Here is a 25,955-nt window from a genome sequence, read left to right as displayed (position 1 = left end):
ATAAGTCGGCTCAGCTCTTCGACGGTTTGAGTCCCATCGGCCGCAGCAGCAGGTAGCCGGCGTAGCACCCGAGCGCACTGACCACCAGGATGGACGGTGCGGCGACAGCGAGTGCCGGACGATGGTAGTCGAGGCGGCTCAGCACGTCGGCGAGCCACTGAGCGATCAACAAGAACTCGGCGGCCGCCGCCGGGATCACCGCGAGCGGCAGCATCAGCACGCCGCGCCAGAAGCCGAACCGGTAGAACGTGATGCCGAGCAGCCAGCCGGCCGCCTCGTGCGACAGGATCAGCAGGAAGAACTCGGTGAAGATCAGCCCGCGCTGTGACGTGTCGGTGAACAGGTGCGGGTTCTGCAGCGCCTGCGACCACCCCTGCGCGCTGTAGACGACGTGCTCGACCTGGTACACCAGCACCCACAACGCCGCGGTCGCGAGCGCGGCGCCGGTGAGATAGATGCCTGCGGCAACGGAGAACATCCGCCGGGTCACACCTTGCGCGATCAGCAGGGTGAAGAACCCCGGGGTCAGCGTGATGCCCATCGCCATCGAGAAGTACTTCGGCGACTGGGTTCCGAAGTCCCACATGCTCTGGTCGAGACCGCCGGTGGCGATCAGGAACCCGACACCGATCGCGGTGAACGACACCAGCATGACGGCCCAGTACCCGATCACTGCCGGCCGGGTGCCGACCACCATCGCCAGCAGCGCCTGTCGCAGCCGGTGAGTCGCAGTGACACCACGTGGAAGCGCGTACGCCGGGGCTGCCTTGTCGAGCGCGGTCACCGGCGGACTCCCTTGCCGTTGGACGTGAGATGCACGAAGAGGTCCTGCAGTCCCACCGGCCCGATCTCGAGCCCGGCTGCACCAGCCTCGGCGACCAGGTCAGGATCGAGGTCGCCCAGCACGGTGGTGGACTTGGTGCCGCCGAGCCGCTCCTCCGCGAGCACGGTGAGCCCGGCCGTGAACCTGTCCACCACCGTCGCCGGCCCGACGATCGAGGCGCCACGACCGCGCAACGCGTCCACCGGCGCCTGGGTGACCAGCCGACCGTTGTCCAGGATGACGATCTCCTCGAGCATCGTGCTGACCTCGCTCACCAGGTGTGTCGACAGCACGATCGTGCGTGGCACCTCGGTGTAGTCGGCGAGCAGTGCGTCGTAGAACAGATTGCGGGACGGCACGTCCATACCGAGGTAGGTCTCGTCGAAGATGGTCAGCGGCGCGCGGCTGGCCAGCCCGAGGACGACGCCGAGCGCGGACTTCTTACCGCGGGACAGCTTGTGCACCTTCTTGTTCGTCGGCACCTCGAAGCGGTCCAGCAGGTCACCGGCGAGCTCGCTGTCCCAGAACGGGCGCAGGCTGGCGGCGAGACCGAGCACGTGCTTGACCGGCGCCGACGCGACCAGGTCGCCCGATTCGCGGATCAGGCAGATCCGGCTGGTGACGACCGCGTTCTCGTAGGGCTCGGCCGCCGTACCGAGGTGGCCGCCGTCGATCACGACGCGACCTTCGTCCGGCTGCCGGAAGCCGGCCAGCGTCGCCGCGAGCGTGCTCTTGCCGGAACCGTTGCGGCCGAGCAGGCCATGGATCTTGCCCGGCGCCAGCCGCAGGTCGAGCCGGTCCAGCGCGGACTCGCCGGCGAACCGGACCGACAGGTTCTCCGTCCGCGCCGCGAGCGGTGGCTCGACGTCCGTCGTACGCGCGAGCTCGGCTGTTTCCAAGGTGCGGTTGGTCATCACGCGTCCCCGTAGGTTCGGATGTGCTGGACGACGTCCTTCAGTGGTACGCCGATCGCCGTGGCCTCGCGGATCATCGGGTCGACCACGTCGGCGAAGAACGAGTCCCGCCGGCCGGTGCGGAGCAGCTCGCGCGCGTTCGGGCTGACGAACATCCCGATCCCGCGCTTCTTGTAGAGCACGCCCTCGTCGACCAGCTGGGCGAAACCTTTCGCCGCGGTGGCCGGGTTGATCCGGTAGAACGCGGCGTACTGGTTCGTCGACATCACCTGCTCGTCCTCGGCGAGGGCGCCGGTGACGATGTCGTTCTTGATCTGCTCGGCGATCTGCAGGTAGATCGGACTCCGATCGTCGAACATCCCGGCCTCCTCTCGGCCACGACAGGTTCTTAGGTTCATTACTTGAGTAACGAACCATAGCACCCACCCGGGTCAACAGCGACTGGGCTGGTCAGCCACCGGCCGACGAGTGCGACTGCTGCAGCGCCTTCTTCAGGGCTGGGACGACCGGGCCGACCCGTACGGCGAGCTGCGCGAGGCGATCCTTGTGGCGTTTGCGCTGATCCTTGGTCAGGACGGTGTGGAGGTCGCCGGTTGCGGCCAAGGAGATGACCGCGGCGTCGCGGAGGTCGACCCGGGTGACGAGCCGGGCGGGTCGGAGGGTGTCGGTCGCGTTGCGCAGGAGCTGACGCCGTACGAGCGGGTGCCGCAGGGTGATGCGGTCGGCGGGGAACAGGCCGAGGATGCGGTAGTGCTCGACCTTGATCAGGCGGGCACGTTCGAGCTCGTCCCGGACCTCCCGGACGATCCGGCCGTGGCGGCGGTCGATCCAGGTCCGCCACTTGCGCGGACCGATCCGGCGGATGTCGTTCAGCACCGCGGCCAGGACCGGGTCGACCGGGTCGGCCGCCTTGGTCAGCCGGGCCCGGCCGTTGTCGTCGGCAAGGTTTCCGCTGAGCTGCAGGTCAATGAGCGCGGCCGCAGGGAGAGTTCTTCCCAGCCTCGTCCACCGGCCGGTCAGGCGGCCCGTCGACGGGTCGTAGGCGAGCAGGAAGATCCTTGCAGCCAAGGCGTCCGGGGCCTTCACCCTGCCCAGCGCGGCGACCTGACGGCGACGAACCGGCGGCCGTCGCGGCAGCGTCCCGCGGGTGCCACGCACCAGGGTCAGATGGTTGCCTGAGGCGACTTCAGTCATCGTCTTCCTCCTTGGACGGGCGGCCCGGCCGGCGCATCTTACCGACTCCGGACGGGAGCCGGCCGGCGTCGGCGAGCGCCCGGCGGAGCAGGTACTCGATCTGGGCGTTGGTGCTGCGCAGGTCGTCGGCCGCCCAGCGGGCCAGCGCGTCGTGCACCACGGGATCCAGCCGGAGCAGGATCTTCTTGCGTTCGACGGCCACGGCGGCCGCTCACTGGTAGAGCGTGCCGGTGTTCACGACCGGCTGGGCATCCCGATCGCCACACAGGACCACCATCAGGTTGCTGACCATGGTCGCCTTGCGCTCCTCGTCCAACTCGACGACCTCATGCTCGGAGAGCCGGGCCAGGGCGAGCTCGACCATGCCGACCGCGCCCTCGACGATCCGCTGGCGAGCGGCCACGACGGCGCCCGCCTGCTGACGGCGCAGCATCGCCTGGGCGATCTCGGGCGCGTAGGCCAGGTGCGTGATCCGGGACTCGATCACGCGGACCCCGGCGGCCTGCACCCGGGCGGAGATCTCGGTGGACAGCGTCTCAGTGATCTCGTCGGTGCTGTCCCGCAGCGACAGCGCGCCGTCCTCGGTGTGCACGTCGTACGGGTAGCTGTTGGCGATGTGCCGGACCGCGGTCTCGGTCTGGATCGCGACGAACTCGACGAAGTCGTCCACCTCGAACGTCGCCTGCGCGGTGTCCTCGACCTGCCAGACCACCACTGCCGCGATCTCGATCGGGTTGCCGTCGGCATCGTTGACCTTGGCAACGGCGGTCTCGTGGTTGCGGATCCGGGTGGACACTTCCTTGCGGGTGGCGATCGGGTTCACCCAACGCAGCCCGTCGGTGCGGATCGTCCCGGCGTACCGACCGAGGATCTGCAGCACCCGCGCGCGGCCCGGCGCCACCGGCGTCAGCCCACCGGCCACGATCAGCCCGGCCAGGAAGACCAGGATGGAGATCACGACCACTGCGCCCTGCCCGTTCCCGATTCCGAGGACGAACAGCACCACGCCGACGATCACCAGCACCAACGCGAGCGCGGCCATCGGCCACCCGTTGATCTCCCGGGCCGCCCGCTCGGTCACCTTCGGGGCCGGCATCTCGACCGCAACATCCAAGTCCGCCATCACAAGCTCCTCTCGATAGCCTCAAGGTAGCATTGTGATATCACTTTTTCAACACAGCTCCGCCGCCTTGCGGCAGCGGCGCGTGCTACAGCGGTTGGGCGAGGTCGGTCAGGCGCTGTTGCCAGGTGGTCGACTGGGAGTTGGGGAGCGGGTCGATCGCGGAGTCGGACCAGGCGTGGATCGGGCGGATGCCGTGCAGCGCGTTGAGCAGCCAGACCTCACAGGACTGGAGGTCGGCGGGAGTGGCCGCGCGTTCGGCGACCTCGACACCTTGAGCCTGGGCGATCCGGCGGAGCAGCTTGGCCGTGACGGACGGGAGCAGTGGACGGTCGGCCGGCGGGAAGCACAGCACGTCGTCGTCCCACCAGGCGATAGCGGAGTACGCCGCCTCCAGCACGGTGCCGTCCTGGTCGAGCAGCAGGATCTCGTCGGCGCGGTTGGCCACAGTCTCCCGGAGCTTGCCGAGCAACTCCAGATCCGGGCCCTTCACTCGCGGCGCCGTCCGCGGATCCGGACCGTCGTGGACGACGACCCGGAGCCGACCCCCGATCGGCGGCGCCGGCCGGAGCTGGACGGCCAGCTCACCCGAGTCCTTCAACTCGAACCGCGGGAACCAGCGCCCGAACCCGGGCAGCCGGCCGATCTGCTCGGCCCAGAACGCCGAAGCGTCGACGCCGACCGCCGCGCACGACCCGACGAACCGCTCCCGGTGCAGCTCTACCCCCCGAGCCTTCCCGTTCGCCACCAGGAACGAATCCGCCACCTGCAAACCACTCATTTCCCCCACCCTTCGGCCGCGGCGTCCCCGCCCACGGCTGCCGTTGCCTTCAGCACCATTTCGTCGTACTCCGCGACCGGGTCCGAGTCGAGCACGATCGCACCCCCCGTGCCGATCACGGTCTCCGACGGCGTCAAGACCGCCGTACGGATCACCACACTGAGGTTCGCCCGCCCGTCCAAGGTCAGGTAGCCGAGCACCCCCGAGTACACCCCGCGCGCACTGTCCTCGAGCCCGTCGAGGATCTCCATGGTCCGGATCTTCGGCGCCCCGGTCATCGACCCCGGCGGGAAGCAGGCCCGGACCGCGTCGACCGCGGACACCCCGGGCCGCAGCCGGCCACGCACGGTGGTGACGAGCTGGTGCACGGTCCGGTAGCTCTCGACCTGCATCAGCTGCGGGACGTGCACGGTCCCCGGTTCGCTCACCCGGCCGAGGTCGTTGCGGATCAGATCGACGATCATCAGGTTCTCGGCCCGGGTCTTCTCGTCCTCGGCGAGCGCCTTCGCGGCCAGCTTGTCCTGCATCGGGTCGGGGTCCCGCGGTGCGGTGCCCTTGATCGGCCGGCACTCGGCCCAGCCGTCCGCGTCCACGCTCAGGAACCGCTCGGGTGACGAGCTGGCCACCGCGAGGTCGCCGTACCGGAGGAAGGCGGCGTACGGCGCCGGGTTGTGCGCGCGCTGCCAGAGGAAGAAGTCGAACGGCTCCGGTACGGCGGGCAGCCGGACGCGGTTCGTCAGGCAGACCTCATATGTCTCCCCGGCCTCGAGCGCGGCCATGCACTTGCCGACCCCGGCCAGGTACGTCGCCCGGTCCTGCTCCAGGTGCGCTTCGAGGTCGAGTCGCGCGACGGCCGGCGGCTCGACCTCGGCCATCGACCAGTGCGAGGCGATCCGCGCGGCCCGGTCCAGCCAGCCGTCGTCGGCCGAGTCGAGGCTGACCAGGTAGCTCGTGTCCCGGTCGTGGTCGATGACGACGAACCGGTTCGCCCAGATCCACAACGCGTCCGGCGTCGGCGACTCGTGCGCCGCGGCTCCCCCGGTCAGCGCCTTGAGCTCGTAGCCGAAGTACCCGACGTACCCGCCGTTGAACAGCCCGGCGAGCTCGTCCGGTACGCCGTCCAGCCGGGCAGCCCGGTCCGCGATCAGCCCCTGCAACTCCGCGAACACGTCGCCGTCGGCAACGGCCCGTACGACGACCTCCGCGTCGGCGCCGAGCGTCGTACCGAGCACCGAGACCCGGCGAACCGCCCGATCGGTCAGGCTGCCGTCCAGCCAGAACGCAACGGACTCACCGGCCAGCAGCTCGCGGTAGACCGTCTCACCGTCGAGCGCCCGATCCACCCTCCGCACGAACCAGCGCAGCGCACTCACAGGCACACGTTACCTACCGTGGGCCCGGTTGGACTCCCGCGATCAAGTGCCGGTCAGTGCAAGCTTCGTGCGCATTGCGGTGATTCGGCGGATCGGGATGGCGACCTCGAGGCCGTCTTTCGACTCGGCGCGGTCGGCGAGCCAGCCGGCGGCGGTGTCCCGGCGGGCGTCCGGCGTACCGGGGAGGTAGAGCGCGTTGACCAGGCGCTGGGCGTCGTCGCGGGTGCGGATCAGGTAGACGTACCGCTCGCGCTGGCTCTCCATCACGTGGAAGCCAGCGTGGTGCAGCTTGTCCTTCAGTTCGGTGATCTCGCCACCGGCAGGGAACTGCGGAGTCGACCTGAGCCGCGTGGTCAGCCCGCTCAGCGTGCGGATGTCACCGCGCCGCAGCGGTCGCACGGCGGGCACGATCGCCGCGAGTACGCCGCCCCGCCGCAGTACCCGAGCCGCCTCGGACAGGACAGCGGGGAGTGGCTGCAGCACCGCCAGGCCCATCGAGCAGGTGACGACGTCGAAGACCTCGTTCGCGAACGGCAGGTGCAGCGCGTCCGCCTGGACCTTCGGACCCGGCGCACCAGCGAGCTGAGCCGGGTTGTTGTCGACACCGACGACCCACCGCCCGTACAGCTCCCGGGCGACCGGGCCGTTGCCACACGCGAGGTCGAGCACCCGGCGCGCCTCACCGGAGACGGCGCGCACCAGCCAGCGGTACGGCGTGTGGTCGCCTGCTACCGCGCGGGACAGCAGGGCTTCGGTGCTGCCCGGCGTCGCGGTGTGGAACTCCCGCAGGTACGCCGGCCAGTCGATCTCGTTCTCAGGCATCGCGGACAGAGGCTACCTCTTGCACACACCCTGTACAGCATCGAGCGCTGAGCGTGCGCAGTCTTAATACAGCTTTGAACGTTAGAGGGGGTCTGGGATTTCTGCGCCGTCGCGAGCAGGTGCTCGGCGGAGTGCAGCGCAAGGCGGAGGGCGAGGCTCGGAGTGGGGTTCTCCGTGCCTCGTCCTCCAACGCCGCGATGTGCCCGTCGAGCGCCGCGCAGTAGGCGCAGAAATCCCAGACCCCCTCTTAGACCCGGCTCACGAAGATGTGCCCGGCCGTCTCATCGCTGATCACGCCGCCGGCGTCGCGGCTGCCGACCAGCACACCGTCGGCATCGAGGGTGGAGTCAACCTCGCGGCCCGGCAGCGCGCCCGCCTTGCGCAGCACCGCCATCGCGCCGTCGTCGGTCTGGACCGGCTCGGCGATCCGGCGGACCAGCACCCGGACGCTCTCGCCGGTGGCCTGGTCGAGCACCTTGTCCAGCGGCTCCACGCCGATCCGGAACTCCTCGATGCCACTCGCCTCGCCCTCGTTGAGCAGCTCCTCCAGACCCGGGATCGGGTTGCCGTACGGCGACTCGGTCGGGTGGTTCAGGATCTTGAGCAGCCGGAGCTCGACCGCGTCGCTCATCACGTGTTCCCAGCGGCAGGCCTCGGCGTGCACGTCCTCCCACTCGAGCCCGATCACGTCGACCAGCAGCCGCTCGGCGAGGCGGTGCTTGCGCATCACCCGGGTCGCCTGCTTGCGGCCGACGTCGGTGAGCTCGAGGTGCCGGTCACCCTCGACCGTGACGAGCCCGTCGCGCTCCATCCGGGCCACCGTCTGGCTGACCGTCGGACCGGACTGGTGCAGCCGCTCGGCGATCCGCGCGCGCAGCGGGAGGATGCCCTCTTCTTCCAGCTCGTAGATGGTCCGCAGGTACATCTCGGTGGTATCGATCAGCTCGCTCACGAAAACCATTCTCGCCTATGCAGGCAAGCCTTACCCAATTCCGGTGAACGCCACCGGTCCGCGACACGCACAGTCGCGGACATCTCAGTTCGCTTACAGGCGGTGCTGGGCACCAGGATGAGGTGATGGCACCGGCAGTGATGTGGTTTCGGCGGGATCTTCGGCTGGCGGACAACCCGGCGCTGCTGGACGCGGTCGCTGCCGGGGACGGGCGCGTGGTGGGTTTGTTCGTGCTTGATCCCGCGCTCTGGGATCCGGCCGGCGAGGCTCGACGGGAGCATCTGACCGCTTCACTGCGGAGCCTGTCCGAGTCCATCGGCGGCAAGCTCGTCGTACGGCGGGGAAACCCTGCCGACGTGGTCCCCGCGGTCGCCAAGGAGGTCGGCGCGGCGAGTGTCCACATCAGCGCGGACCATGCGCCGTACGGGCGTCGTCGTGATGCCGCGGTCGAGGAGGCTCTCGACTGTCCGTTGGTGGCGACAGGATCGCCGTACGCCGTCGCGCCGGGGCGGGTGCTCAACAAGCAAGACCGGTTCTACCAGGTGTTCACGCCGTACTTCCGCGCGTGGCTGGACCATGGGTGGCGGCAACCGGTCGATGCGCCCTCGAAGGTACGCTGGGTTGGCCTCGACGGTGAGTCATTGCCCAAGACAACGGTCGACGACGCGGGCGAGCAGGCTGCGCTCAAGCGTTGGCACGACTACCTGGAGGAGGTCGTGCGGTACGACGACGAGCGCGACCGGCCCGATCTCGACAGCACCTCACGGATGTCGGTCCCGCTGAAGTACGGCGAGCTGCACCCGCGCACGATGCTCGCCGACCTGGCCCGCAAGCGCAGCGCGGGCGCGGAGGCGTACCGGCGCGAGCTCGCCTGGCGGGAGTTCTGCGCCGACCTGCTGGCGCGGAACCCGCAGGCCGCGTGGAAGCCGTTGCGGTCGGAGTTCGAGCGGATGGAGTACGACGAACCCGGCGAGCTCTTCGACGCCTGGTGCGCGGGACGGACCGGTTTCCCGTTCGTGGACGCCGGGATGCGGCAACTCGCGGAGTCCGGCTTCCTGCACAACCGGGTCCGGATGGTCGTCGCGTCCTTCCTGGTCAAGGACCTGCATGTGCACTGGAAGTACGGCGCCCGCTGGTTCATGCGGTCGCTGCGGGACGGCGACCTCGCCTCGAACTCGCTGAACTGGCAGTGGGTGGCCGGCTGCGGCGCGGACGCGGCGCCGTACTTCCGGATCTTCAACCCGGTCGGTCAGGGCACCAAGTTCGACCCGGACGGCGAGTACGTCCGCCGCTGGGTGCCCGAACTGCGGCACCTCGACGGCAAGTCCGCCCACGAACCGTGGAAGCACGGCGGCGCCGACGGCTACCCGGACCCGGTCGTCGACCACGCCGAGGCCCGCCGCGAGGCGCTCCGCCGGTACGACGCCATCCGCTGAACCCCTTCGCTCTTGACTCGGTCCAGCGGCATACCCCTATAGTGCTAGTTACCTAGATGAATGGGGTTGTAGATGATCGAGTTCCATCTGGACGGCCGGTCGGGGGTCTCGCCGTACCAGCAGATCGTTCAGCAGACCCGGAACGCGCTGCGGCTCGGGCTGCTGCGGGAGGGGGACCAGCTGCCGACCGTGAAGGACGTGGTCGCGGCGCTGGCGATCAACCCGAACACGGTGCTCAAGGCCTACCGCGAGCTCGAGCACGAAGGCCTGGTCCAGGCCCGTCCCGGCCGCGGCACCTTCGTCACCCGGACGCTGACCGACAACACGCTCGCCGCGCACGGCCCGCTCCGGCAGGACCTCCGCCGCTGGCTCACCAAAGCCCGCAAAGCCGGCCTCGACGACGAAAGCATCGAGGCCCTCTTCATGACAACCTTTCGGACCGCCTCTGAGGAGGAAATAGCATGACCGCGGTTCTGCGGGCCCACGGGCTGGGGAAGAGGTATGGGCGGCGGTGGGCGTTGGCCGACTGTGAGCTGGAGGTGCCCTCGGGGCATGTGGTTGGGCTGGTGGGGCCCAACGGTGCTGGTAAGAGCACGCTGCTGAATCTGTCGGTGGGGATGCTGACGCCGACCGCGGGGTCGGTCGAGGTGCTGGAGGCGCCGGCCGGGGCACAGCAGGCGAAGGTGGGGTACGTTGCGCAGGACACGCCGACGTACAGCCGGCTGAGTGTCGCCGATCATCTGAAGCTGGGCGCCCGGCTCAATCCGGCGTGGGACGATTCCCTTGCGCAGCAACGGGTTCAGCGGCTCGGGTTCGACCTGAAGCAGCGCGCCGGGAAGCTTTCGGGTGGGCAGCGGGCGCAGCTCGCGTTGACGCTCGGACTGGCGAAGCGGCCCGAGTTGCTGATCCTCGACGAGCCGGTCGCGGCGCTCGATCCGCTGGCCCGGCGCGAGTTCCTGCAGGATCTGATGGAGGCAGTCGCCGAGCAGGAGCTGAGCGTCCTGCTGTCCTCGCACCTCGTCTCCGACCTGGAACGCGCCTGCGACTACCTGATCGTGCTGGTCGATTCGCGGGTACAGGTCAGCGGCGAGATCGACACGCTGCTGGCGACGCACCACCGGCTCACCGGGCCGCGGAAGAGCGCGAAGGAGCTGCCGCGCGACCAGCACGTGGTCACCGAGAGCCACACGGACCGGCAGTCCACGTTCTTGATCCGGACCGACCGGCCGATCCTCGATCCGGCCTGGAACGTCACCCAACTCACGCTCGAGGACCTGGTCCTGGCCTACATGAGCCGCAATGTCGCGGCCAAGCCCGAGCGTCCGGTTCTGGAGGTGCAGCGATGATCTGGCTGACCTGGCGGCAGTTCCGTGTCCAGTTCCTGGTGGTCGCGGCGGTGATCGCCGTGGCCGTCGGCTTCCTGATCGCTACCGGACCGGGTCTCGCCGACGACTACCGGCGACTGACCACGGGGTTCATCCGCAACTTGTCGTTCGAGCGGCTCAACCCGCAGCTGTACTACATCGGCCAGGCGCTGCTGTACGCCGTACCACCGGTGGTCGGGGCGTTCTGGGGCGCACCGCTGATCGCGCGGGAGCTGGAGATCGGGACGCACCGGCTGGTCTGGAGCCAGAGCATCGGCCGGCGGCGCTGGCTCGCCACGAAGGTCGGGTTCGCCGGCCTGTCCGCGATCGCGATCACTGGCCTGCTCAGCCTCGCGGTGACCTGGTGGTCGGACCCGATCGACGACGCGATCAACGCCGGCCAGGAGTCGAACACCTACCTGCCGCGGATGTTCCCGCCGGTGTTCTCCGGCCGTGGCCTGGTCCCGATCGGGTACGCCGCCTTCGCGTTCGCTCTCGGGGTCGCCGTCGGCCTCGTCGTACGGCGGACTCTCGTCGCGCTCGCGGTCACACTGGCTGCCGTGATCCTGGTGCAGATCCTCACGCCGACCTTCGTCCGGCCGCACCTGATGGCGCCGACGGAGCAGAACATCACCCTCACCAAGGACAACGTGCGCGGCTTCATGATGACCGGCGATCGAATGGATCCAACGCTCAGGCAACTGGAGGTGGCGAGCGGGTCCGTCGGGGCCTGGAAGTTCTCCGACAAGACCGTCGACAAGTCTGGGCAGGAAATCAGCTCCCTGCCGGGCTGGGCGATCAAATGTGCGCCACGAGACCCGCACGGCCCGATCAGCACTCCGGAAGAGCAGGATGCCTGCTACCAGCGGCTCGCGGACGAGGGGTATCACCAGCACATCAAGTACTTCACCGCGGATACCTTCTGGGCACTGCAGTGGCGCGAGTTCGGGTTGTTCATGCTGCTGGCACTCGGCCTGACCGGCTTCAGCTTCTGGCGGATCCGGAGCGACCTTTCCTGAGCCGTCGTATCAGCAGGGCGACCGCGAGCAGGGCGGCGGCCACCACAGCCGAGGTCCACGGCAGGGTGACCGCGAGCACGACGCACCCGACCAGGCCGAGCACGTTGACGGCGCGCGGCCAGCGACGCTGATCGGCCGGTTGGGTGAACGCGGACGCGTTCGCGATCGCGTAGTAGAGCAGTACGCCGAACGACGAGAAGCCGATCACGCCGCGCAGATCGGTGGTGAGCACCAGGATCCCGACCACCACGGCGAGCGCGAGCTCGGCGTGGTGCGGGACCTGGAAGCGCGGATGTACGGCGGCCAGCCAGCCGGGGAGATCGTGGTTGCGGGCCATCGCCAGCGCGGTCCGGCCGATGCCGGCGATCAGGGCGAGCAACGCGCCCAGGCTGGCGAGGGCAGCGCCGACCCGCACCACTGGTTCGGCCCAGGCCGCGTCGACAGCCTCGGCCAGTGGCGCGGTCGTCGTCGCCGGGTCGAGCACTCTCAGGAGCGCGATGCCGATGAGCAGGTAGATGCCGATGGCAATGAGAAGCGCGATGGTGATCGCTCGCGGGATGGTCCGCTGGGGTTCGCGGACCTCCTCGCCCATCGTCGCGATCCGCGCGTAGCCCGCGAACGCGAAGAACAGCAGGCCGGCCGCCTGCAACACTCCGTAGACCGAGGTGTCGGAGAGCGCCGGCAGCTCCCGGGGTGAGCCGTTCGTGAAGAGCAGCACCAGGACGACGGCGAGCACCGCGAGGGTGCACGAGACCAGGATTCTGGTCAGCCGGGCGGTCCTGGTCACCCCGCGATAGTTCACCGCAGCGAGCGCGACGACAGCCGCGAGAGCAAGCAGCCGTTGCAGCCACTCGGTCCCCGGTACGGCGTACGTCGCGAACGTCAGCGCCATCGCCGCACACGACGCGGTCTTGCCGATGACGAAACACCACCCGGCCGCGAACCCCCACCACTCCCCCAGCCGCTCGCGCCCGTAGACGTACGTCCCGCCGGACACCGGGTAGACCGCCGCAAGCTGCGCCGACGACACCGCGTTGCAATAGGCAACAAACGCGGCGATCACCAGCCCGAGCAGCAACCCTGATCCCGCTGCCTGCGCGGCCGGCACCCAGACCGCGAACACCCCAGCTCCGACCATCGAGCCGACACCGATCACGACCGCGTCGGTCAAGCCGAGCCGCCGCGCCAACGACGGCTGGGTCTGCGACGCGGGTTGCGCGTGCGGCTCGGGCTGGGCTTCAGGCGGGGTGGACGGCATCTCAGTCGCCCGCCGCCATCGCCGCAGCGATCTTCCGCTCGGCATCGGCGACGACCTCCCTTGGCGCTTCGGGCAGCAGGTCCGCCCACAGCGGCAGCATCTCCCGGCGGGCCTCGAGCATGCCGAGCGGCCGCGGGAAGAACCACACGTGGAAGTGGGCCGAACCGTCGCCCCAACGATAGACGTGCACCCGCGCGATGTCGCCCAGTGCGAGGATCGCGCGCTCGACCCTGGCAACCACCGGCCCGTAACTCGCTGCGACCCGGTCGGGCAGGTCGGCGAACGAGTCGTGGTGTCCGCGGCTGGCCAGCCAGACCACACCGGGGATGGTGACATCGGCTGCGCGGCACAGCGCCCAGTCGTCGTCGACCCAGAGCGGCGGCTCGTGCTCGGACTGCTCGTAGTTCGCCAGCCAGTCGCACAGACCGCACGGGTCACCGCCGGGCTCCCCGACCCGCGGCGGCTCCGGGATCACCCGCGGCTGCGGCTCCAGGCGGACGAGTGGTTCGGCGTACGGAAGAGTCATGGCGGTCCCTCCAGAACGTGGTTTCCGCCAGTGAAACACGTCCGTTGCAGAAATTGCAACGGCCATGTTTCATCAGAACGCGACGACGCCGCGCAGCACCAGGTCGAGGGTGAGCCGGCGGACCCGGGCGCGGGACCAGTGGTGCCGGCCGCGCATGTGCACGTACGTGAAGGTCGCGGACACCATCAGCACCTCGGCCACGTCGCTGATCCGGCCGTGCGGGTGCAGGGTGCCGTCGGCCTCGCCCTCGCGGAGGAACCGCTCGAACGGGTCGATGAACGACACCGGGCCGTTGCGCGCCTGCTCCTGGTGGAAGACCAGGTCCGAGGACATGATGAGCGGCAAATGCCGGTCGATCACGTCGAACAAGGCTTCCAGCGTCCGGACCAGGCCTTCACGACCGGTGCCGGAGCCCGCAAGCACCGGCCACATGGTGTTCCGGTAGTCCTCGGCCAGCGCGTCGAGCAGCGCGTTCAGCAGGACGTCGACGGTCACACCCTGCCGCCACAGCGTGACCCGGGAGCGGCCGACCTTCCCGGCCACCCGTTCCAGCGTGACCCCGGTCCAGCCGTGCTCGGCCAGCACCGCGATGGTCGCCGTCCGCAGCGTCTCGTCCACCGTCACGGTCATCCGGCCGGCTCCTCACCCGCGAGTATTGTGCAACACGATCGTTGCACGGCACCATGACTGTACCAAGCGCACGAGGAGTGGACGTGGACAGCAGAACCGAGATCACGCTCCGGCTCACCGACCACGAGCGGACCGGGCTGACCGCGCTCGCGGCCGGGCTCCGCGAGGTGGCCGAGTCCGACCTGTCCGAGGAGGACGCCATGGTCGCCGCGCTGGAGCTCGCCCTCACCCGGTTGATCGAGGACTTCGAGGTTCCCGACCCGAAAGCACGCGAGCAGGTCCAGGCCGCGCGTGACGAGCTGCGCGCGCACTGGGTGCGCGGCAGCGCGACCCTTTAGACAGCCTTCAGGACGCCCAGCAGGCGGGCGACCTCGGCAGCAACGGCGTCGCGAGCCGGTCCGAGGTACTTCCGGGTGTCCACCAGCTTCGGGTTCGCGTCGAGGGTCTGACGGACCGACTCGGTGAACACGTTGTTGAGGTGGGTGGCGATGTTGACCTTCGTCATGCCGGCCTCGACGGCCCGGGTCAGATCCGGGTCGGCCACGCCGGACGAGCCGTGCAGGACGAGGGGTACGGCGACCGCGGCGTGCAGCTCACCGATCAGGTCGAAGTCGAGGGTGGCGGTGCGTTCGGTCATCGCGTGCCACGAGCCGACGGCGACCGCGAGCGCGTCGACACCGGTGGCTTCGGCGAAGGCAACCGCCTCGTCGGGGCGGGTCCGGGCGCCGGGTGCGTGGACGCCGTCCTTGCCGCCGACCTCACCGATCTCGGCCTCGACGAAGACACCGTGGTCGTGGCAGAACTTCGTCACTTCGCTGGTCGCCGCGACATTGTCGGCGTACTCCAGCTTGGAGGCGTCGTACATGACGGAGGTGAAGCCGAGCGAGACGGCTTCGGTGACCAGGTCGCGGTCCATCGCGTGGTCGAGGTGGACGACGACCGGGACGGACGCGGCGGCCGCGGCGGCGAGGGTGGCGACACCGATCGGCTTCAGGGCGCCGTGGTACTTCACCGCGTTCTCGCTGATCTGCAGGATCACCGGCGCACCGGCCTGCTCGGCGCCGGCGATCAGCGCGGTCGCGTGCTCCAGCTGGATCACGTTGAACGCGCCGACCCCTCGGCCTGCCCTGGCAGCAGCCAGCACGACCTCGGCCCCGGATACCAACGGCATGAGCTCTCCTCCTAGTTCACGGCAACCTGAGGTTGCCACCGCCGGTACGCGGCAAGATCGATGTCGCCGGCAACCGGCGTCAGCACGGCAGCAGCCGACGCGGCGACAGCAGACTTCAGTACGACGGACCAGTCCGGATCCGACGCCTCCGCGACGGCCGCTGCGACGACAGCCGTACACGCATCGCCTGCACCCGTGGGGTTTCCGGACACCTGCTCGACAGGAAGCGCGCGCCAGACACCTTTGTGGCTGGCGGCAACCATTCCGCGGGATCCGTCGGTGATCACGGCCGCGGTCGCGCCGAGCTGGACCAGCTCGCGCGCACCCTCTTCGACCGTGGTGTCACCCAGCGCGTCCCGCAACTCGGCCGCGTTGGATCGCACGACCGCACCAGCCTTGGCGGCCGCGGTCAGCGCGTCACCACCCGCGTCGATGACCGTCAGCACGTCGTGATGCCGAGCCCGGACCGCGATCTCGGCATACGCATCGGCCGGCAACCCCGGCGGCAGGCTGCCCGAGCACGCGAGCACTCCCAGCCGCCCCCACGGCATCCGGTCGAGGAACGCGCGCCACTCGTCGGCGGTCACCGACGGACCGGCCTCGTTGAAGATCGTCGCGTCCCCGTCGGCGCCGTTGACGATGGCAACAGTACGGCGGGTCTCGCCGGCGATCGGAGTCAGCAGAGCAGTCAGCCCGGCGTCGAACAGTTCCTCGGCGACGAGCTCACCGGTGAGTCCGCCGACGAACCCGAGGACGAGCACCTGGTGCCCGAGCGTCGAGGCCACCCGGGCGACGTTCACGCCCTTGCCGCCGGCCCGCTGCCGGATCCCACCAACGCGATGACTGCCGCCGACGACGAGCTCGTCGACCTCGTAGGTGACGTCCAGCGCGAGGTTGAGGGTGACGGTGCCGATCATGGTCCGATCAGTCCAGCCACGACCCGGCCCGCATCACCTTCTGGACGGCGTACTCCGCGTCCAGTAGCACCAGGTCGGCCCGCTTACCGGTCTCGATCGCGCCGACGTCGTACCAGCCGAAGGTCTGAGCCGGCGTGGTCGACGCCATCCGGGACGCGTCCACCAAGGACACCCCGGACTTGACCGCGTTGGCGTAGGCGACGTCCATCGTCAGCGTGCTGCCGGCGATCGAGTGCGTGCCGTGGGCCAGGGTGACCAGCCCGTCCTTCACGTCCACCTCGAGGTTGCCGAGCTTGTACCGGCCTTCCGGCATCCCGGTCGCCTCCATGGCGTCGGTGATCAGCGCGATCCGGCTGACGCCCGCGGCGGCGAGCGCGACCCGGACGACCTGCGGATCCAGGTGCAGCCCGTCGTTGATCACCTCGAGCAGCAGCCGGTCGTCGTTGATCGCGGCGCCGACCGGACCGGGGTCGCGGTGGTGGAACGGCCGCATCCCGTTGAACAGGTGCGTCGCGACGGTCGCACCGGCGTCCGCACCGGCGATCATCTGCTCGTACGTCGCGTCGGTGTGCCCGAGCGCCGCGACCGCGCCGGCGTCGACCACCTGCCGGATCGCGTCCAGTCCGTTCTCGAGCTCCGGTGCGATCGTCACCATCCGGACGACATCGCTGAGCACCTTCGCCACGTCCTCCTTGACCGGCGGCCGCAGCAGCGAGGGCTCATGCGCACCGCAGCGCGCCTCGGACAGGAACGGGCCTTCCAGGTGGACGCCGGCGATCACGCCGTCCGCGACGAGGTCGGCCAGGCACGCGGTCTGCGAGACCAGGTCGTCGAGCGGCGACGTGACCAGGCTGGCCATGGTCGTCGTCGTACCGTGCTTGGCGTGGAAGGCCGCGACCTTGCGCGCCTCTTCCGGGTCGGTGGTCGAGTACGTCGATCCGCCGCCGCCGTGGGTGTGGATGTCGACGAAGCCCGGGACGACGGTGACGTCGCCGAGCTCCTCCGGCCGTTTGCCGTCGGCCGGCATCCCGTCGGAACGGCGGCCCAGCGCGACGATGTCCTCGTCGACCACCTGGATCCACGCGTTCTCCAGGACATCATCCGGCGTAACCAGCCGGCCCACCCTGTACGTCGTCATGCCGTCCCCTCGTTCTCGTCCGCGGTGACGCGGTCCCAGGCCATCAGCGCGGCGCCGAGGCAGCCGGCCTCCTCACCCAGTACGGCGGCGACGATCTCCGGCTCGCGCTGGAACGTCAGCCGTGCGTGGATGCCGTCGCGGAGCGGCTGCAGCAGCGTCTCGCCTGCTCCCACCAGTCCACCACCGATCGCGATCCGCGTGGGCGCGACCAGGGTCGTGTAGAGCACGAGAGCGTCGACGAGGACGGTGAGCGCGTCGTCCCAGACCTGCGCGGCATCCGGGTCGCCGGCGGCGAGCAGCTCCAGCACCTCACGGGCGCCGTCCACGGTCCGTCCGGTGCGAGCGCCGTACCTGCGAGCCAGAGCGGCGGCGGAGGCGACGGTCTCGAGGCAGCCCCACTGGCCGCAGGCGCACAGCTCGGCGGCGTCACCGTGCACGAACCGGGTGTGGCCGAGCTCACCGGCGTACCCGTCGCCGCTGACCAGGGAGCCGTCGACCACCATCGCGGCCGCGATCCCGGTGCCGAGCGGCAGGAACATCGAGTTCGTGGTGCCGGCCAGGGCGCCGTGCCGGAGCTCGGCGTACCCGCCCGCGCGCACGTCGTGGGCGAGCACGACCGGTACGCCGTCGCCCACCGCGGCGGTCAGCTCGGCGAGCACCGGCGTACCGACCCAGGCCAGGTTCTCCGCGCTGACGGTGCCGGTGGCGGCGTCGATGACACCGGGGACGACGACGCCGATCGCACGCACCCGGTGGCCGTCCGCGGTCGCCTTCTGGCTGAGCTCGACGACGGTCTCCAGCAGGGCGTCGAGCACGGCGCGGCCCCCAGCGTCCCGGGGTGTCGGCCTGGTCTCGCGGTGCAGCACGGCACCGTCGGCGGCGACCAGGCCGCACTTCATCCGGGTTCCACCGAGATCGACGGCAACCACGACTTCACAGGGGTCCACGGAGCGCCATTATGCAGCGTTACCCGGCAGTCCGAACATCCGTGAGCAATCCTTGGACAGCTCTGGCCAGACCACCTGTGAGGCTGGTCCGGTTGCGTCCGAAGAACCGCGGGCAGGGCGCCGCGGGTGATCGGCCGCCTCCGGATCAGGCGCGCAGGCCGCGGTCGAAGGCCGCGACCAGGAACGCGATCAGGTTCTCGGCCAGCTTGCCGGAATTCTCCGCGTCCTCCAGGCCCGGTGCCCGCGACAGCGCCTGCGACTGGTGCAGGGCGAGCAGGCCGAGCATGTTCACGTACCCGAACGCGACCGCGTCCGGGTTCGCGTGCGGTAGTGCCGACTGCAGCGCGGCCAGGTACCGGGCCTCGATCGGGTCGGACTCGGCCGCGTACAGGTCGCGGATCCGCTGGCTCGGATCGAACGCGATCCGGCCGATGAACCGCGCGACCACGGCACCGCGATCCCCCCGGCGCAGGACCAGGTCCAGCCCGGGCTCGATGAACGCGCGGATCAGCTCCTCCGGCGTCGGGCCACCTCTTGCCTCGAGCTGATCCAGGCGGCGCCGGCGTTCGGTGTTGACCGGCGCCATCGCGCGCGCCACCGCCGCGCGCAGCAGCGCCTCCTTCGAGCCGAAGTGGTAGTTGACCGCCGCGATGTTCGCGGCTGCCGCGACCGTGATGGCGCGCAGCGACGTGCCTTCGTAACCCCCTTCGCCGAATCGCTGCTCAGCAACGTTGAGCAACCTCTCCCGGGTCGTTTCGACCGGTGTCTCCACAGAGTTCTCCTTCCCCCCGGCCACTGCTTGCTCAGGCACCCCACCTGCTCACTCGCCGTAGCCTGCAGTCAGCATAGTTCAAGCGGTCGTTTGAACAGGAGTACTCAGCTCAGTTATCTCCGAGAATTCCTCAGATTTCCCTGAAACTCCTTCTTTCCCGCCTGGATCGGTCTCACACCTGTGTATTTCACCAAGCGTCAAGACATCCGCCGCCGACGGGGCACAAAGGTTTGTTTGGTTACTCTGTGTGGCAAGACAGCGCACCAACCGTGAGCGACTAGGGTGAGGGGGCATGTGGATCGCCAAGCGGTTTCAGGGCCCCGAGAGATCCGGCAACGGCGGCTATGTGGCCGGACAGGTCGGGACCGCGCTGGCCGGTCTGATCGACGCCGGGACCGTGCCGCAGGTGACTTTGCGGATGCCGCCGCCGCTGGAGCGGGAGCTCGACCTGCGCGCCGACGCGTCGGGCGCGTGGCTGAGCGATGGCGAGTCCTTGGTGGCCAACGCCGTACCCGTCGGCGCTGACTTTCTGGCCGACGCGGTGGTCGATCCGGTGTCGCCGGAGGAGGCTCTTGCGGCCGAGGCGTCGTACCGGGGTCTGCAGAAGCACCCGTTCCCGTCGTGCTTCGTGTGTGGACCGGCCAACGACGGCGGGTTGCAGCTCAAGCCCGGTCCACTGGGCGACGGGCGTACGGCGTGCACTTGGAAGCCGGCCACCGACCTTGCGACCGGCGAGGACGATCTGGTGGACGCGGTGTTCGTTTGGGCCGCGCTGGACTGCCCGGGCGGCTGGGCGATCGACCTGGAGGGCCGACCGTCGGTGCTCGGCCAACTGACAGCGTGCATCGACGCACGCCCGCGGGTCGGCGAGGCCTGTGTGGCGCTCGGCCGCTACCTGGGTGAGGACGGCCGCAAGACGTTCACCGCCAGCACCCTGTACGACGCCGACGGCCGGATCCTCGCCCGCGCCCGGCACACGTGGATCGCGGTGGACCCGGCGCTCTTCAACTAGCGCACCCGGGCGGCGTGGGCCCGGACCTTCGCGCGGTTCCCGCAGGTCGCCATCGAGCACCAGCGCCGGCGCCCGCGCGGATCGAGGAACAACCAACCGCACGACTCCCCCGGGCATCTGCGAACGTGCGCGTGCGCATGGCCGGTCAGCAGCTCACCCGCGAGCAACGCAATGTTGTCGAGGGGCTGCGCCAAGTCCTCCGGCAACTCCCACGTCGCACTCTCTTCGGTACGCACGAGCTGCCGCCGGCCGGATGCGTGCTCGATCACCCGGGCCACTGCTTCGAAGGCCGCACCGGTCGTTCGGCCGGTCAGGACGTCGTACAGATCGGCCCTGAACTCCAGGGCCGTGTGCAGCCGGCGGACCGCCTCGGCCGGCTTGCCGCCGGCCTGCTCGCGCAGCCGGGAGACGGTCGCCGGCGGCAACAGACCGACGTACGAGTTCCAGATCAGGAAGGCGTCGTACGACGTCAGCCACTCGGTCCGGGCCGGGCCACGGACGGTGGTCCAGTCGGACCGAGTGTTGACGAAGTCGAGCACCGGGTCCGCGCCGACCGGCCGCGGCAGGACGACGCCCTGCACGAGCTCGAGGTGCGACGGGATCCCGGTCATCTGGTCAGCGGTTCGGCTGGCCGGACTGGTTCGGCTGGGTGGTCTGGACCGTTGTCGGCACCGGGATGCTCACGTTGCCGTTCTGCGGGATCACCATGAACTGGATGCTGCCCGACTCGATCGCGGTCTTCAGTAGGTAGCCCTGCGAACCCAGCAGCGCGACCTGCTGCTTGACCGACTGCAGCTCGACGTTGACCTGCTGGTTCTTCTGCTCCTGCGTCGCCCGCGCCAGCTCGGCCCGCTGCTTGGCCTCCAAGCCGTCGATGATGCCCTTGTCCAGCGGCGTCGGCTTCTGGATCGTGAACGACAGCTCGCCGCACGGGTTGTTCCCGGTGTACGACGGCCCGCAGAAGTAGTCACCGCCGACGGCGGCCGGCAGCAGCCGGGTGAACTCCTCGGCCGCGGCCTTCTGGAAGGCGGACTTCTTCGCCTCGTTGTTGTAGAGCTCGGCCCAGTTGTAGTTGGTCGCGACCGCCGACAGCGCGCGGTCGATCTGCGGCCGGAAGTAGCTCTGCAGCATGTCGTTCCAGCCGTCGTCCTCGTAGGCGTCGGTCTTCAGGCCGATCCGCTCGTGGAAGGACCTCAGGGTCACCTCGTTGCGGTTGAGGGTGAAGTAGACCTGCACCCGGACGCCGAGCCGGACGTTGTCCTTGCTGACCACGGTGACCTCGTCGGCGCTGTCGGTGTCCGCGCCGTCGCCGCCGATGATGTAGGAGCGCTGGTCGATCGGGTAGGCGTAGACGGTGTCACCGGGGCCGATCAGCTTGTTCGTCGAGCCGGGCGGGATGATCGACTTGAAGGACTTGTCCTCGACCACGCCGCCGCCGTAGTGCAGGCCGATCTTGTTCGCGTCGGTGTCGGCGAAGTTGAAGATGTTGAACAGCACGATGACGAAGATCACGGCCAGCACCACCCCGCCGATCACCTTGCCCTTGACCCCGCCGCTCCCCTTGGCCTTCACCGCGGCCGCGGCGTTCCCCAGCTTTGCCATCAGTCGTCGAGCTCCTTGCGTTCTACCAGTCGCCGGATGTCGGCGAGGGTCAGGTCGGCGGTCACCGCGACGTCGCGCGGCACCGACGGGTGCGAGCTGAGCGTACGCAGGCCCTGCTCGGCAGCCGCGACCGCCCGTTCCAGCGCCCTGGCCTCGTGCAGCAGCGCCCGGTTCTCGGCGTGCAGCTCGGCCAGCGCCCGCTCTGCCTGGGCGGCCCGGCGGTACGACGCCCACGCGAACCAGCCGGTTCCTATCAGCAGCACGAGCGGAATCAGGCCGAATCTGATCATGGCCCGATTGTCGTTCATCCCTGGGCGAAAACCGGTTGAACGGGGGTCCGGCCGGCAGTAGGTTTTCGGTACACGCGAAGGGAGGTGGTCCAACGCATGAATTGCTATCGGACTCGTGAGGTGGCGGCGGGTTGACCGCCAACCACTGAATAAGTGGGACAAGTGGTCGGCCAATCCAACGCCAGCCACCGGGCCCGCGGGCAGTCAGGTCAGTCCGCCTGACCCAGAAGTTCGGCCACCCGGTCGTTCGCCTGGAAGCGTCCGCGGGCTTCCTTATGTCCTCATTCGGGGACCGGGCAGTCCAGCCCGAGCGCCTCGCCGATCTCGAAGAGCTGGGCCTCGAAGTAGGCGCCGGCGTCGTCCAGCGCCCAGTGCAGCTGGCCGAACACCTCCATGCAGATCAGGCCGTAGAGCCGGGTCCAGTAGTTCAGCGACAGGTAGATCGCGCCGGGTGGCATCCCGTCGAAGTACTCCGACTTGCGGGCCAGCTGCGCCACCAGCACCGGGCCGAGCTCCTGCTCGGACGGATGCGGGAACGGCTTCTGGTGCCAGACCTGCGCGACCAGCGCCTTGAACACCGCCGCGAACCGCATCGCCGCCTGATGGCCGGGAAGGTTCTCGTGGCCTTCGGCGTCCGGGTCCGGGATCGCGGTGCCGAACAGCAGCCCGAACTCGGCCGGGTGGGCCAGCGCCCAGTCCCGTAGACCGTTCGCGAGCAGGTAGAGCTGGGCGCCCAGGTCCGGGTCGGCCTCGTTCTGCTGCAACTCCACCAGCGCGGCGGTCAGTTCGTCGTACAGGTCGGCGATCAGCGCCTGGAGGAGTGCCTCGTGGCTCGGGAAGTACCGGTAGAGGGCGGGCGGGGTGAGGCCGAGCTCGCGGGCGACGGCGCGCAGACCGACCGCGGCCACGCCGCCGCTGACCAGCAACCGCCGCGCGGCGGCCTTGATCTCGGCCAGCGTCGCGGCTCGTTGGCGATCGCGCCGACTCGGTTCCACAGATTCTCCCTTGACAAGCGTGCCTACCGGGTCTTTAGAGTTAACACCGTTAACAGTTAACGGTGTTAACGCAGTCATCCGACGCTCAAATCTACGCCCTGGGGGAGAGTTTCGTGTTCGAGACGCTCGGCCGGTTCACCTATCGGCGCCGCCGCCTGGTGCTCGCCCTGACCGCAGTCCTAGTCGCCGTCGGCCTCGCCTGGGGCACCGGTGTGTTCGGCTCGCTGGCCAACGGCGGGTTCGACGCACCCGACACCGAGGGACACCGCGCGGTCGCCACCATCGAGCAGGCGATCGGCCCGACCGGGACCGACGTCATCCTGCTGTACGACGGCGGCACGCAGACCGTGGCCGACCCGGCCTTCCGGCAAGCGGTGGAGAGCCACCTGTCCGGGCTGCCGTCGGCTGACGTGATCGGCAAGCAGACGTACTGGAGCACCCGGTCGCCGGTGTTCGTGTCCAAGGATCAGCACAGCACGTACGCCGTACTGACGCTGGCCGGTGCGGACGAGGAAGCGCGACTGGCGACGTTCGACCGGATCGCCGACAAGTTGCGCGCGGCCCCGGACGGGCTGGAGGTGAAGGTCGGCGGCGAGGTGGCGGTGTTCGAGGAGGTGAACACCCAGACCGAGCACGACATCGTCCGGGCGGAGACTATCTCGACGCCGATCGTGCTGGTGCTGCTGGTCGTCGTCTTCGGTGGCCTGGTCGCCGCCAGCCTGCCGCTGTTCGTCGGCGCGCTGGCCATCCTGGGCGCGTTCGTGCTGCTCCGCGGCCTGTCGCTGGTGACCGACGTGTCGATCTTCTCGATCAACATCGTCACCATGATCGGGCTCGGGCTGGCGATCGACTACGCGCTGTTCATCGTCACCCGGTTCCGCGAGGAGCTTGCCAAGGGCAATGACGTGGAGACCGCGCTGGCGGTGACGATGTCGACGGCCGGCCGGACGGTGGCGTTCTCCGGGATCACGGTGGGCGTTGCGATCAGCAGCCTGGTGCTGTTCCCGGTGATGTTCCTGCGCTCGATGGCGTACGGCGGAGCGGCGGCGGTCGCGGTCGCGATGGTGGCGGCGTTGACCGCGCTGCCCGCGTTGCTCGCCGTACTCGGCCACCGGGTGAACAACCTGCGGATCTTCAAGCCGAGGAAGGCGTCTGCTGAGCACGGCGCGTGGTACCGGCTGGCGCACAGCGTGATGAAGCGGCCGGTGCGGTACGTGGTGGTGCTGATTCCGATCCTGCTGGTGCTCGGGATTCCGTTCCTGCAGGCGCAGTTGGGCGGGGTCGACCACCGCGCGCTGCCCGAGGGAGCGACGTCCCGGACCGTGACGGAGACACTGCAGCGAGACTTCGCCGGGGCCGGCGGGTCGGACATCTTCGTCGCAGTGCGGTTCGAGTCAGCGCCCGCGGATCCGGCGGCGGCGTTGGCCGGCTACGTGGGCACCTTGCAGCAGATCGCGGACGTCGACAACGTGCGGCTCGGTGGCTACAAGGACGGTGTGGCCTCGGTGGTGGTGCACACGCACTTCACCGGACAGGAGTTGCCCGCGCGGGACGTCGTAGATGATGTGCGGGCAGTGGCCGCGCCGACCGGGACCTCGGTCGAGGTCGGTGGCGAGACGGCGGCCGTGATCGATCTGCTCGACGTGCTGGCCGAGCGGGCGCCGTACATGGCCGGGTTCATCGTGCTGGTCACGTTCGTACTGCTGTTCGTTGCCTTCGGCTCCTTCGTGCTGCCGGCCAAGGCGCTGGTGATGAACGTGCTGTCGCTGTCGGCCGCGTTCGGCGCGATGGTGTGGATCTTCCAGGACGGCAACCTGTCCGGGCTGCTCGACTTCACCCCGGCCGGGTTCCTGGACGCGACCAACCCGGTGCTGCTGTTCGCGGTCCTGTTCGGGCTGTCGATGGACTACGAGGTGTTCCTGCTCAGCCGGATCCGGGAGGAGTACGACCGGACCGGCGACAACACCCAGGCGGTGGCGCTCGGGCTGCAGCGGACCGGCGGGATCATCACCAGCGCGGCGTTGCTGCTGATCATCGTGGTGGCCGCGTTCTCCACCTCGGGCATCGTGTTCGTGAAGATGATCGGGGTCGGGCTGGTGATCGCGATCGCGCTCGACGCGACCATCGTCCGGGCGCTGCTGGTGCCGGCGACGATGCGGCTGCTCGGCCGCCGGAACTGGTGGGCGCCTGGCCCGCTGGTGCGGTGGTGGGAACGGTACGGCTTCCGGGAGACGTCGGACCCTCAGGGCTGGAGCCGGGAGAGTTCCCAGCCGTCGGAACTGGTCCGGCGGTAGGCCAGGCGGTCGTGCAGCCGCCCGGTCCGGCCCTGCCAGAACTCGAAGGTGTGCGGGTACACGAGGTAGCCACCCCAGAAGTACGGCGTGGCGATCTCGGTGCCCTCCGGCCACTGCCGCTCGTACGACGCGTACTGCAGGTCGAGCTCCTCGCGGGACTCGACCGGCTGGCTCTGCTGCGACGCCCAGGCGCCGAGTTGTGACTCGCGTGGGCGGGCGGCGAAGTACGCGTCGACCTCGTCGGTGGGGAGCTTGCTGACCGTGCCCTCGACCCGGACCTGCCGCTCCATTGCGTGCCAGGGGAAGACGAGTGCGCAGTGCGGGTTCGCTGCCAGGTCGTCGGCCTTGCGGGACTGCTGGTTCGTGTAGAACACGAGGCCGCGGGCGTCCAGCCCCTTGAGGAGGACGGTCCGGGCGGACGGGCGGCCGTCGGCGTCCGCGGTCGCCAGCACCATCGCGTTCGGCTCGGGCAGGCCGGCTTCGGTCGCCTGCCCGAGCCAGGTACGGAACTGGACGATCGGGTCCGGGTCCACCTGGCTCTCGAGCAGTTCACCTAGTTGGTAGAGGCGCCGCATCTCCGCAAGATCCACGGTCCGAGCCTACTG

30 protein-coding genes are annotated in these 25,955 nt (G+C 69.4%); 7 read left to right on the top strand and 23 right to left on the bottom strand.

All coding sequences use genetic code 11. The features are described 5' to 3' along the window. Positions 1-10: 10 nt before the first annotated feature. The 10 genes from ACIBL3_RS33220 to ACIBL3_RS33175 all read right to left on the bottom strand — a co-directional run bounded on the left by ACIBL3_RS33220 (position 11) and on the right by ACIBL3_RS33175 (position 7,979). Positions 11-784, bottom strand: coding sequence for a hypothetical protein (locus ACIBL3_RS33220; protein ID WP_396357748.1), 774 nt, complete (start codon positions 782-784; stop codon positions 11-13). Further along, a complete protein-coding gene (locus ACIBL3_RS33215) occupies positions 781-1,737 on the bottom strand; it encodes an ATP-binding cassette domain-containing protein (RefSeq protein WP_396357747.1) in 957 nt (318 codons plus the stop codon). Before ACIBL3_RS33215 ends, ACIBL3_RS33220 begins: the two co-directional genes overlap by 4 nt. Then, complete coding sequence (locus ACIBL3_RS33210) at positions 1,737-2,096, bottom strand: GntR family transcriptional regulator (protein ID WP_396357746.1); 360 nt, start codon at positions 2,094-2,096, stop codon at positions 1,737-1,739. Before ACIBL3_RS33210 ends, ACIBL3_RS33215 begins: the two co-directional genes overlap by 1 nt. Before the next feature lie 91 nt (positions 2,097-2,187). Beyond that, positions 2,188-2,931, bottom strand: coding sequence for a GPP34 family phosphoprotein (locus ACIBL3_RS33205; protein ID WP_396357745.1), 744 nt, complete (start codon positions 2,929-2,931; stop codon positions 2,188-2,190). Then, positions 2,924-3,133 carry a hypothetical protein gene (locus ACIBL3_RS33200; protein WP_396357744.1) on the bottom strand — a complete coding sequence of 70 codons (210 nt, stop codon included), beginning with the start codon at positions 3,131-3,133 and terminating at the stop codon, positions 2,924-2,926. Before ACIBL3_RS33200 ends, ACIBL3_RS33205 begins: the two co-directional genes overlap by 8 nt. A gap of 9 nt (positions 3,134-3,142) precedes the next feature. After that, complete coding sequence (locus tag ACIBL3_RS33195; RefSeq protein WP_396357743.1) at positions 3,143-4,054, bottom strand: SPFH domain-containing protein; 912 nt, start codon at positions 4,052-4,054, stop codon at positions 3,143-3,145. An 85-nt stretch (positions 4,055-4,139) separates the two neighbouring features. After that, positions 4,140-4,832 carry an aminotransferase class IV gene (locus tag ACIBL3_RS33190; RefSeq protein WP_396357742.1) on the bottom strand — a complete coding sequence of 231 codons (693 nt, stop codon included), beginning with the start codon at positions 4,830-4,832 and terminating at the stop codon, positions 4,140-4,142. Beyond that, positions 4,829-6,205: an aminodeoxychorismate synthase component I gene (gene pabB, locus ACIBL3_RS33185; protein WP_396357741.1), complete on the bottom strand. Its 1,377-nt coding sequence runs from the start codon at positions 6,203-6,205 to the stop codon at positions 4,829-4,831. The genes ACIBL3_RS33190 and pabB overlap by 4 nt, the downstream gene beginning before the upstream one ends. A 42-nt stretch (positions 6,206-6,247) precedes the next feature. After that, positions 6,248-7,027 carry a class I SAM-dependent methyltransferase gene (locus tag ACIBL3_RS33180; RefSeq protein ID WP_396357740.1) on the bottom strand — a complete coding sequence of 260 codons (780 nt, stop codon included), beginning with the start codon at positions 7,025-7,027 and terminating at the stop codon, positions 6,248-6,250. A gap of 247 nt (positions 7,028-7,274) precedes the next feature. Continuing rightward, positions 7,275-7,979: a metal-dependent transcriptional regulator gene (locus ACIBL3_RS33175; protein WP_396357739.1), complete on the bottom strand. Its 705-nt coding sequence runs from the start codon at positions 7,977-7,979 to the stop codon at positions 7,275-7,277. Positions 7,980-8,104: 125 nt separating this feature from the next. Here ACIBL3_RS33175 and ACIBL3_RS33170 point away from each other — a divergent pair, with 125 nt between their 5' ends. The 4 genes from ACIBL3_RS33170 to ACIBL3_RS33155 all read left to right on the top strand — a co-directional run bounded on the left by ACIBL3_RS33170 (position 8,105) and on the right by ACIBL3_RS33155 (position 11,798). Further along, positions 8,105-9,415 (top strand): cryptochrome/photolyase family protein, encoded by a 1,311-nt coding sequence (locus tag ACIBL3_RS33170; RefSeq protein ID WP_396357738.1) that lies wholly within the window; start codon positions 8,105-8,107, stop codon positions 9,413-9,415. Positions 9,416-9,487: 72 nt separating this feature from the next. After that, on the top strand, positions 9,488-9,880 hold the full coding sequence (locus ACIBL3_RS33165) for a GntR family transcriptional regulator (RefSeq protein WP_396357737.1): 393 nt from the start codon (positions 9,488-9,490) through the stop codon (positions 9,878-9,880). Then, positions 9,877-10,761 carry an ABC transporter ATP-binding protein gene (locus tag ACIBL3_RS33160; RefSeq protein WP_396357736.1) on the top strand — a complete coding sequence of 295 codons (885 nt, stop codon included), beginning with the start codon at positions 9,877-9,879 and terminating at the stop codon, positions 10,759-10,761. Before ACIBL3_RS33165 ends, ACIBL3_RS33160 begins: the two co-directional genes overlap by 4 nt. Next, positions 10,758-11,798: an ABC transporter permease gene (locus tag ACIBL3_RS33155; RefSeq protein ID WP_396357734.1), complete on the top strand. Its 1,041-nt coding sequence runs from the start codon at positions 10,758-10,760 to the stop codon at positions 11,796-11,798. Before ACIBL3_RS33160 ends, ACIBL3_RS33155 begins: the two co-directional genes overlap by 4 nt. Here ACIBL3_RS33155 and ACIBL3_RS33150 read toward each other — a convergent pair. The 3 genes from ACIBL3_RS33150 to ACIBL3_RS33140 form a co-directional block, all read right to left on the bottom strand. Then, positions 11,764-13,101, bottom strand: coding sequence for an APC family permease (locus tag ACIBL3_RS33150; RefSeq protein WP_396357733.1), 1,338 nt, complete (start codon positions 13,099-13,101; stop codon positions 11,764-11,766). The two genes, ACIBL3_RS33155 and ACIBL3_RS33150, sit on opposite strands and share 35 nt — an antisense overlap. Continuing rightward, entirely contained in the window at positions 13,058-13,582 is a 525-nt protein-coding gene (locus tag ACIBL3_RS33145) for a hypothetical protein (RefSeq protein WP_396357732.1), read from the bottom strand. Before ACIBL3_RS33145 ends, ACIBL3_RS33150 begins: the two co-directional genes overlap by 44 nt. A 72-nt stretch (positions 13,583-13,654) precedes the next feature. Further along, positions 13,655-14,212 carry a hypothetical protein gene (locus tag ACIBL3_RS33140; protein WP_396357731.1) on the bottom strand — a complete coding sequence of 186 codons (558 nt, stop codon included), beginning with the start codon at positions 14,210-14,212 and terminating at the stop codon, positions 13,655-13,657. An 83-nt stretch (positions 14,213-14,295) separates the two neighbouring features. Here ACIBL3_RS33140 and ACIBL3_RS33135 point away from each other — a divergent pair, with 83 nt between their 5' ends. Then, positions 14,296-14,550 carry a hypothetical protein gene (locus ACIBL3_RS33135; RefSeq protein WP_396357730.1) on the top strand — a complete coding sequence of 85 codons (255 nt, stop codon included), beginning with the start codon at positions 14,296-14,298 and terminating at the stop codon, positions 14,548-14,550. Here ACIBL3_RS33135 and ACIBL3_RS33130 read toward each other — a convergent pair. The 5 genes from ACIBL3_RS33130 to ACIBL3_RS33110 all read right to left on the bottom strand — a co-directional run bounded on the left by ACIBL3_RS33130 (position 14,547) and on the right by ACIBL3_RS33110 (position 19,157). After that, positions 14,547-15,383 (bottom strand): ketose-bisphosphate aldolase, encoded by an 837-nt coding sequence (locus tag ACIBL3_RS33130; protein ID WP_396357729.1) that lies wholly within the window; start codon positions 15,381-15,383, stop codon positions 14,547-14,549. The genes ACIBL3_RS33135 and ACIBL3_RS33130 overlap by 4 nt on opposite strands. A gap of 11 nt (positions 15,384-15,394) precedes the next feature. Continuing rightward, positions 15,395-16,300: a 1-phosphofructokinase family hexose kinase gene (locus tag ACIBL3_RS33125; RefSeq protein WP_396357728.1), complete on the bottom strand. Its 906-nt coding sequence runs from the start codon at positions 16,298-16,300 to the stop codon at positions 15,395-15,397. A 7-nt stretch (positions 16,301-16,307) separates the two neighbouring features. Then, on the bottom strand, positions 16,308-17,438 hold the full coding sequence (nagA, locus tag ACIBL3_RS33120) for an N-acetylglucosamine-6-phosphate deacetylase (protein WP_396357727.1): 1,131 nt from the start codon (positions 17,436-17,438) through the stop codon (positions 16,308-16,310). Beyond that, complete coding sequence (locus tag ACIBL3_RS33115) at positions 17,435-18,385, bottom strand: ROK family protein (protein ID WP_396357726.1); 951 nt, start codon at positions 18,383-18,385, stop codon at positions 17,435-17,437. Before ACIBL3_RS33115 ends, nagA begins: the two co-directional genes overlap by 4 nt. Positions 18,386-18,530: 145 nt before the next feature. Next, entirely contained in the window at positions 18,531-19,157 is a 627-nt protein-coding gene (locus tag ACIBL3_RS33110; protein WP_396357725.1) for a TetR/AcrR family transcriptional regulator, read from the bottom strand. Between the two features lie 292 nt (positions 19,158-19,449). Here ACIBL3_RS33110 and ACIBL3_RS33105 point away from each other — a divergent pair, with 292 nt between their 5' ends. Continuing rightward, on the top strand, positions 19,450-20,169 hold the full coding sequence (locus ACIBL3_RS33105) for a hypothetical protein (protein WP_396357724.1): 720 nt from the start codon (positions 19,450-19,452) through the stop codon (positions 20,167-20,169). Here the strand turns inward: ACIBL3_RS33105 and ACIBL3_RS33100 are convergent. The 4 genes from ACIBL3_RS33100 to ACIBL3_RS33085 all read right to left on the bottom strand — a co-directional run bounded on the left by ACIBL3_RS33100 (position 20,166) and on the right by ACIBL3_RS33085 (position 23,056). Next, a complete protein-coding gene (locus ACIBL3_RS33100; protein ID WP_396357723.1) occupies positions 20,166-20,780 on the bottom strand; it encodes a CGNR zinc finger domain-containing protein in 615 nt (204 codons plus the stop codon). The two genes, ACIBL3_RS33105 and ACIBL3_RS33100, sit on opposite strands and share 4 nt — an antisense overlap. A gap of 4 nt (positions 20,781-20,784) precedes the next feature. Beyond that, on the bottom strand, positions 20,785-21,771 hold the full coding sequence (locus ACIBL3_RS33095) for an SPFH domain-containing protein (RefSeq protein WP_396357722.1): 987 nt from the start codon (positions 21,769-21,771) through the stop codon (positions 20,785-20,787). Then, on the bottom strand, positions 21,771-22,061 hold the full coding sequence (locus ACIBL3_RS33090; RefSeq protein WP_396357721.1) for a hypothetical protein: 291 nt from the start codon (positions 22,059-22,061) through the stop codon (positions 21,771-21,773). The genes ACIBL3_RS33095 and ACIBL3_RS33090 overlap by 1 nt, the downstream gene beginning before the upstream one ends. A 281-nt stretch (positions 22,062-22,342) precedes the next feature. Beyond that, the gene (locus ACIBL3_RS33085; protein WP_396357720.1) at positions 22,343-23,056 is read right to left on the bottom strand and encodes a TetR/AcrR family transcriptional regulator; all 714 of its coding nucleotides are present in this window, start codon (positions 23,054-23,056) and stop codon (positions 22,343-22,345) included. Positions 23,057-23,169: 113 nt separating this feature from the next. Between ACIBL3_RS33085 and ACIBL3_RS33080 the strand changes: the two genes are divergently transcribed. Then, entirely contained in the window at positions 23,170-25,350 is a 2,181-nt protein-coding gene (locus ACIBL3_RS33080) for an MMPL family transporter (RefSeq protein ID WP_396357719.1), read from the top strand. Here the strand turns inward: ACIBL3_RS33080 and pdxH are convergent. After that, positions 25,299-25,940 (bottom strand): pyridoxamine 5'-phosphate oxidase, encoded by a 642-nt coding sequence (pdxH, locus tag ACIBL3_RS33075; RefSeq protein ID WP_396357718.1) that lies wholly within the window; start codon positions 25,938-25,940, stop codon positions 25,299-25,301. The genes ACIBL3_RS33080 and pdxH overlap by 52 nt on opposite strands. Between the last annotated feature and the right edge of the window lie 15 nt (positions 25,941-25,955).

This window comes from Kribbella sp. NPDC050124 (assembly GCF_044460355.1).
Taxonomy (GTDB): Bacteria; Actinomycetota; Actinomycetes; order Propionibacteriales; family Kribbellaceae; genus Kribbella.
Note: the sequence above shows the minus strand (reverse complement) of the source record. Positions and strands in the feature narration are given on the sequence as shown.

Excerpts from the sequence above, each read along its gene's own strand:
- ACIBL3_RS33215 (WP_396357747.1), bottom strand. The coding sequence starts at position 1,737 with ATGACCAACCGCACCTTGGAAACAGCCGAGCTCGCGCGTACGACGGAC.
- ACIBL3_RS33210 (WP_396357746.1), bottom strand. The coding sequence starts at position 2,096 with ATGTTCGACGATCGGAGTCCGATCTACCTGCAGATCGCCGAGCAGATC.
- ACIBL3_RS33205 (WP_396357745.1), bottom strand. The coding sequence starts at position 2,931 with ATGACTGAAGTCGCCTCAGGCAACCATCTGACCCTGGTGCGTGGCACC.
- ACIBL3_RS33195 (WP_396357743.1), bottom strand. The coding sequence starts at position 4,054 with ATGGCGGACTTGGATGTTGCGGTCGAGATGCCGGCCCCGAAGGTGACC.
- ACIBL3_RS33190 (WP_396357742.1), bottom strand. The coding sequence starts at position 4,832 with ATGAGTGGTTTGCAGGTGGCGGATTCGTTCCTGGTGGCGAACGGGAAG.
- ACIBL3_RS33180 (WP_396357740.1), bottom strand. The coding sequence starts at position 7,027 with ATGCCTGAGAACGAGATCGACTGGCCGGCGTACCTGCGGGAGTTCCAC.
- ACIBL3_RS33170 (WP_396357738.1), top strand. The coding sequence starts at position 8,105 with ATGGCACCGGCAGTGATGTGGTTTCGGCGGGATCTTCGGCTGGCGGAC.
- ACIBL3_RS33165 (WP_396357737.1), top strand. The coding sequence starts at position 9,488 with ATGATCGAGTTCCATCTGGACGGCCGGTCGGGGGTCTCGCCGTACCAG.
- ACIBL3_RS33160 (WP_396357736.1), top strand. The coding sequence starts at position 9,877 with ATGACCGCGGTTCTGCGGGCCCACGGGCTGGGGAAGAGGTATGGGCGG.
- ACIBL3_RS33155 (WP_396357734.1), top strand. The coding sequence starts at position 10,758 with ATGATCTGGCTGACCTGGCGGCAGTTCCGTGTCCAGTTCCTGGTGGTC.
- ACIBL3_RS33150 (WP_396357733.1), bottom strand. The coding sequence starts at position 13,101 with ATGCCGAGCGGAAGATCGCTGCGGCGATGGCGGCGGGCGACTGAGATG.
- ACIBL3_RS33145 (WP_396357732.1), bottom strand. The coding sequence starts at position 13,582 with ATGACTCTTCCGTACGCCGAACCACTCGTCCGCCTGGAGCCGCAGCCG.
- ACIBL3_RS33140 (WP_396357731.1), bottom strand. The coding sequence starts at position 14,212 with ATGACCGTGACGGTGGACGAGACGCTGCGGACGGCGACCATCGCGGTG.
- ACIBL3_RS33130 (WP_396357729.1), bottom strand. The coding sequence starts at position 15,383 with ATGCCGTTGGTATCCGGGGCCGAGGTCGTGCTGGCTGCTGCCAGGGCA.
- ACIBL3_RS33125 (WP_396357728.1), bottom strand. The coding sequence starts at position 16,300 with ATGATCGGCACCGTCACCCTCAACCTCGCGCTGGACGTCACCTACGAG.
- nagA (WP_396357727.1), bottom strand. The coding sequence starts at position 17,438 with ATGACGACGTACAGGGTGGGCCGGCTGGTTACGCCGGATGATGTCCTG.
- ACIBL3_RS33105 (WP_396357724.1), top strand. The coding sequence starts at position 19,450 with ATGTGGATCGCCAAGCGGTTTCAGGGCCCCGAGAGATCCGGCAACGGC.
- ACIBL3_RS33100 (WP_396357723.1), bottom strand. The coding sequence starts at position 20,780 with ATGACCGGGATCCCGTCGCACCTCGAGCTCGTGCAGGGCGTCGTCCTG.
- ACIBL3_RS33095 (WP_396357722.1), bottom strand. The coding sequence starts at position 21,771 with ATGGCAAAGCTGGGGAACGCCGCGGCCGCGGTGAAGGCCAAGGGGAGC.
- ACIBL3_RS33090 (WP_396357721.1), bottom strand. The coding sequence starts at position 22,061 with ATGATCAGATTCGGCCTGATTCCGCTCGTGCTGCTGATAGGAACCGGC.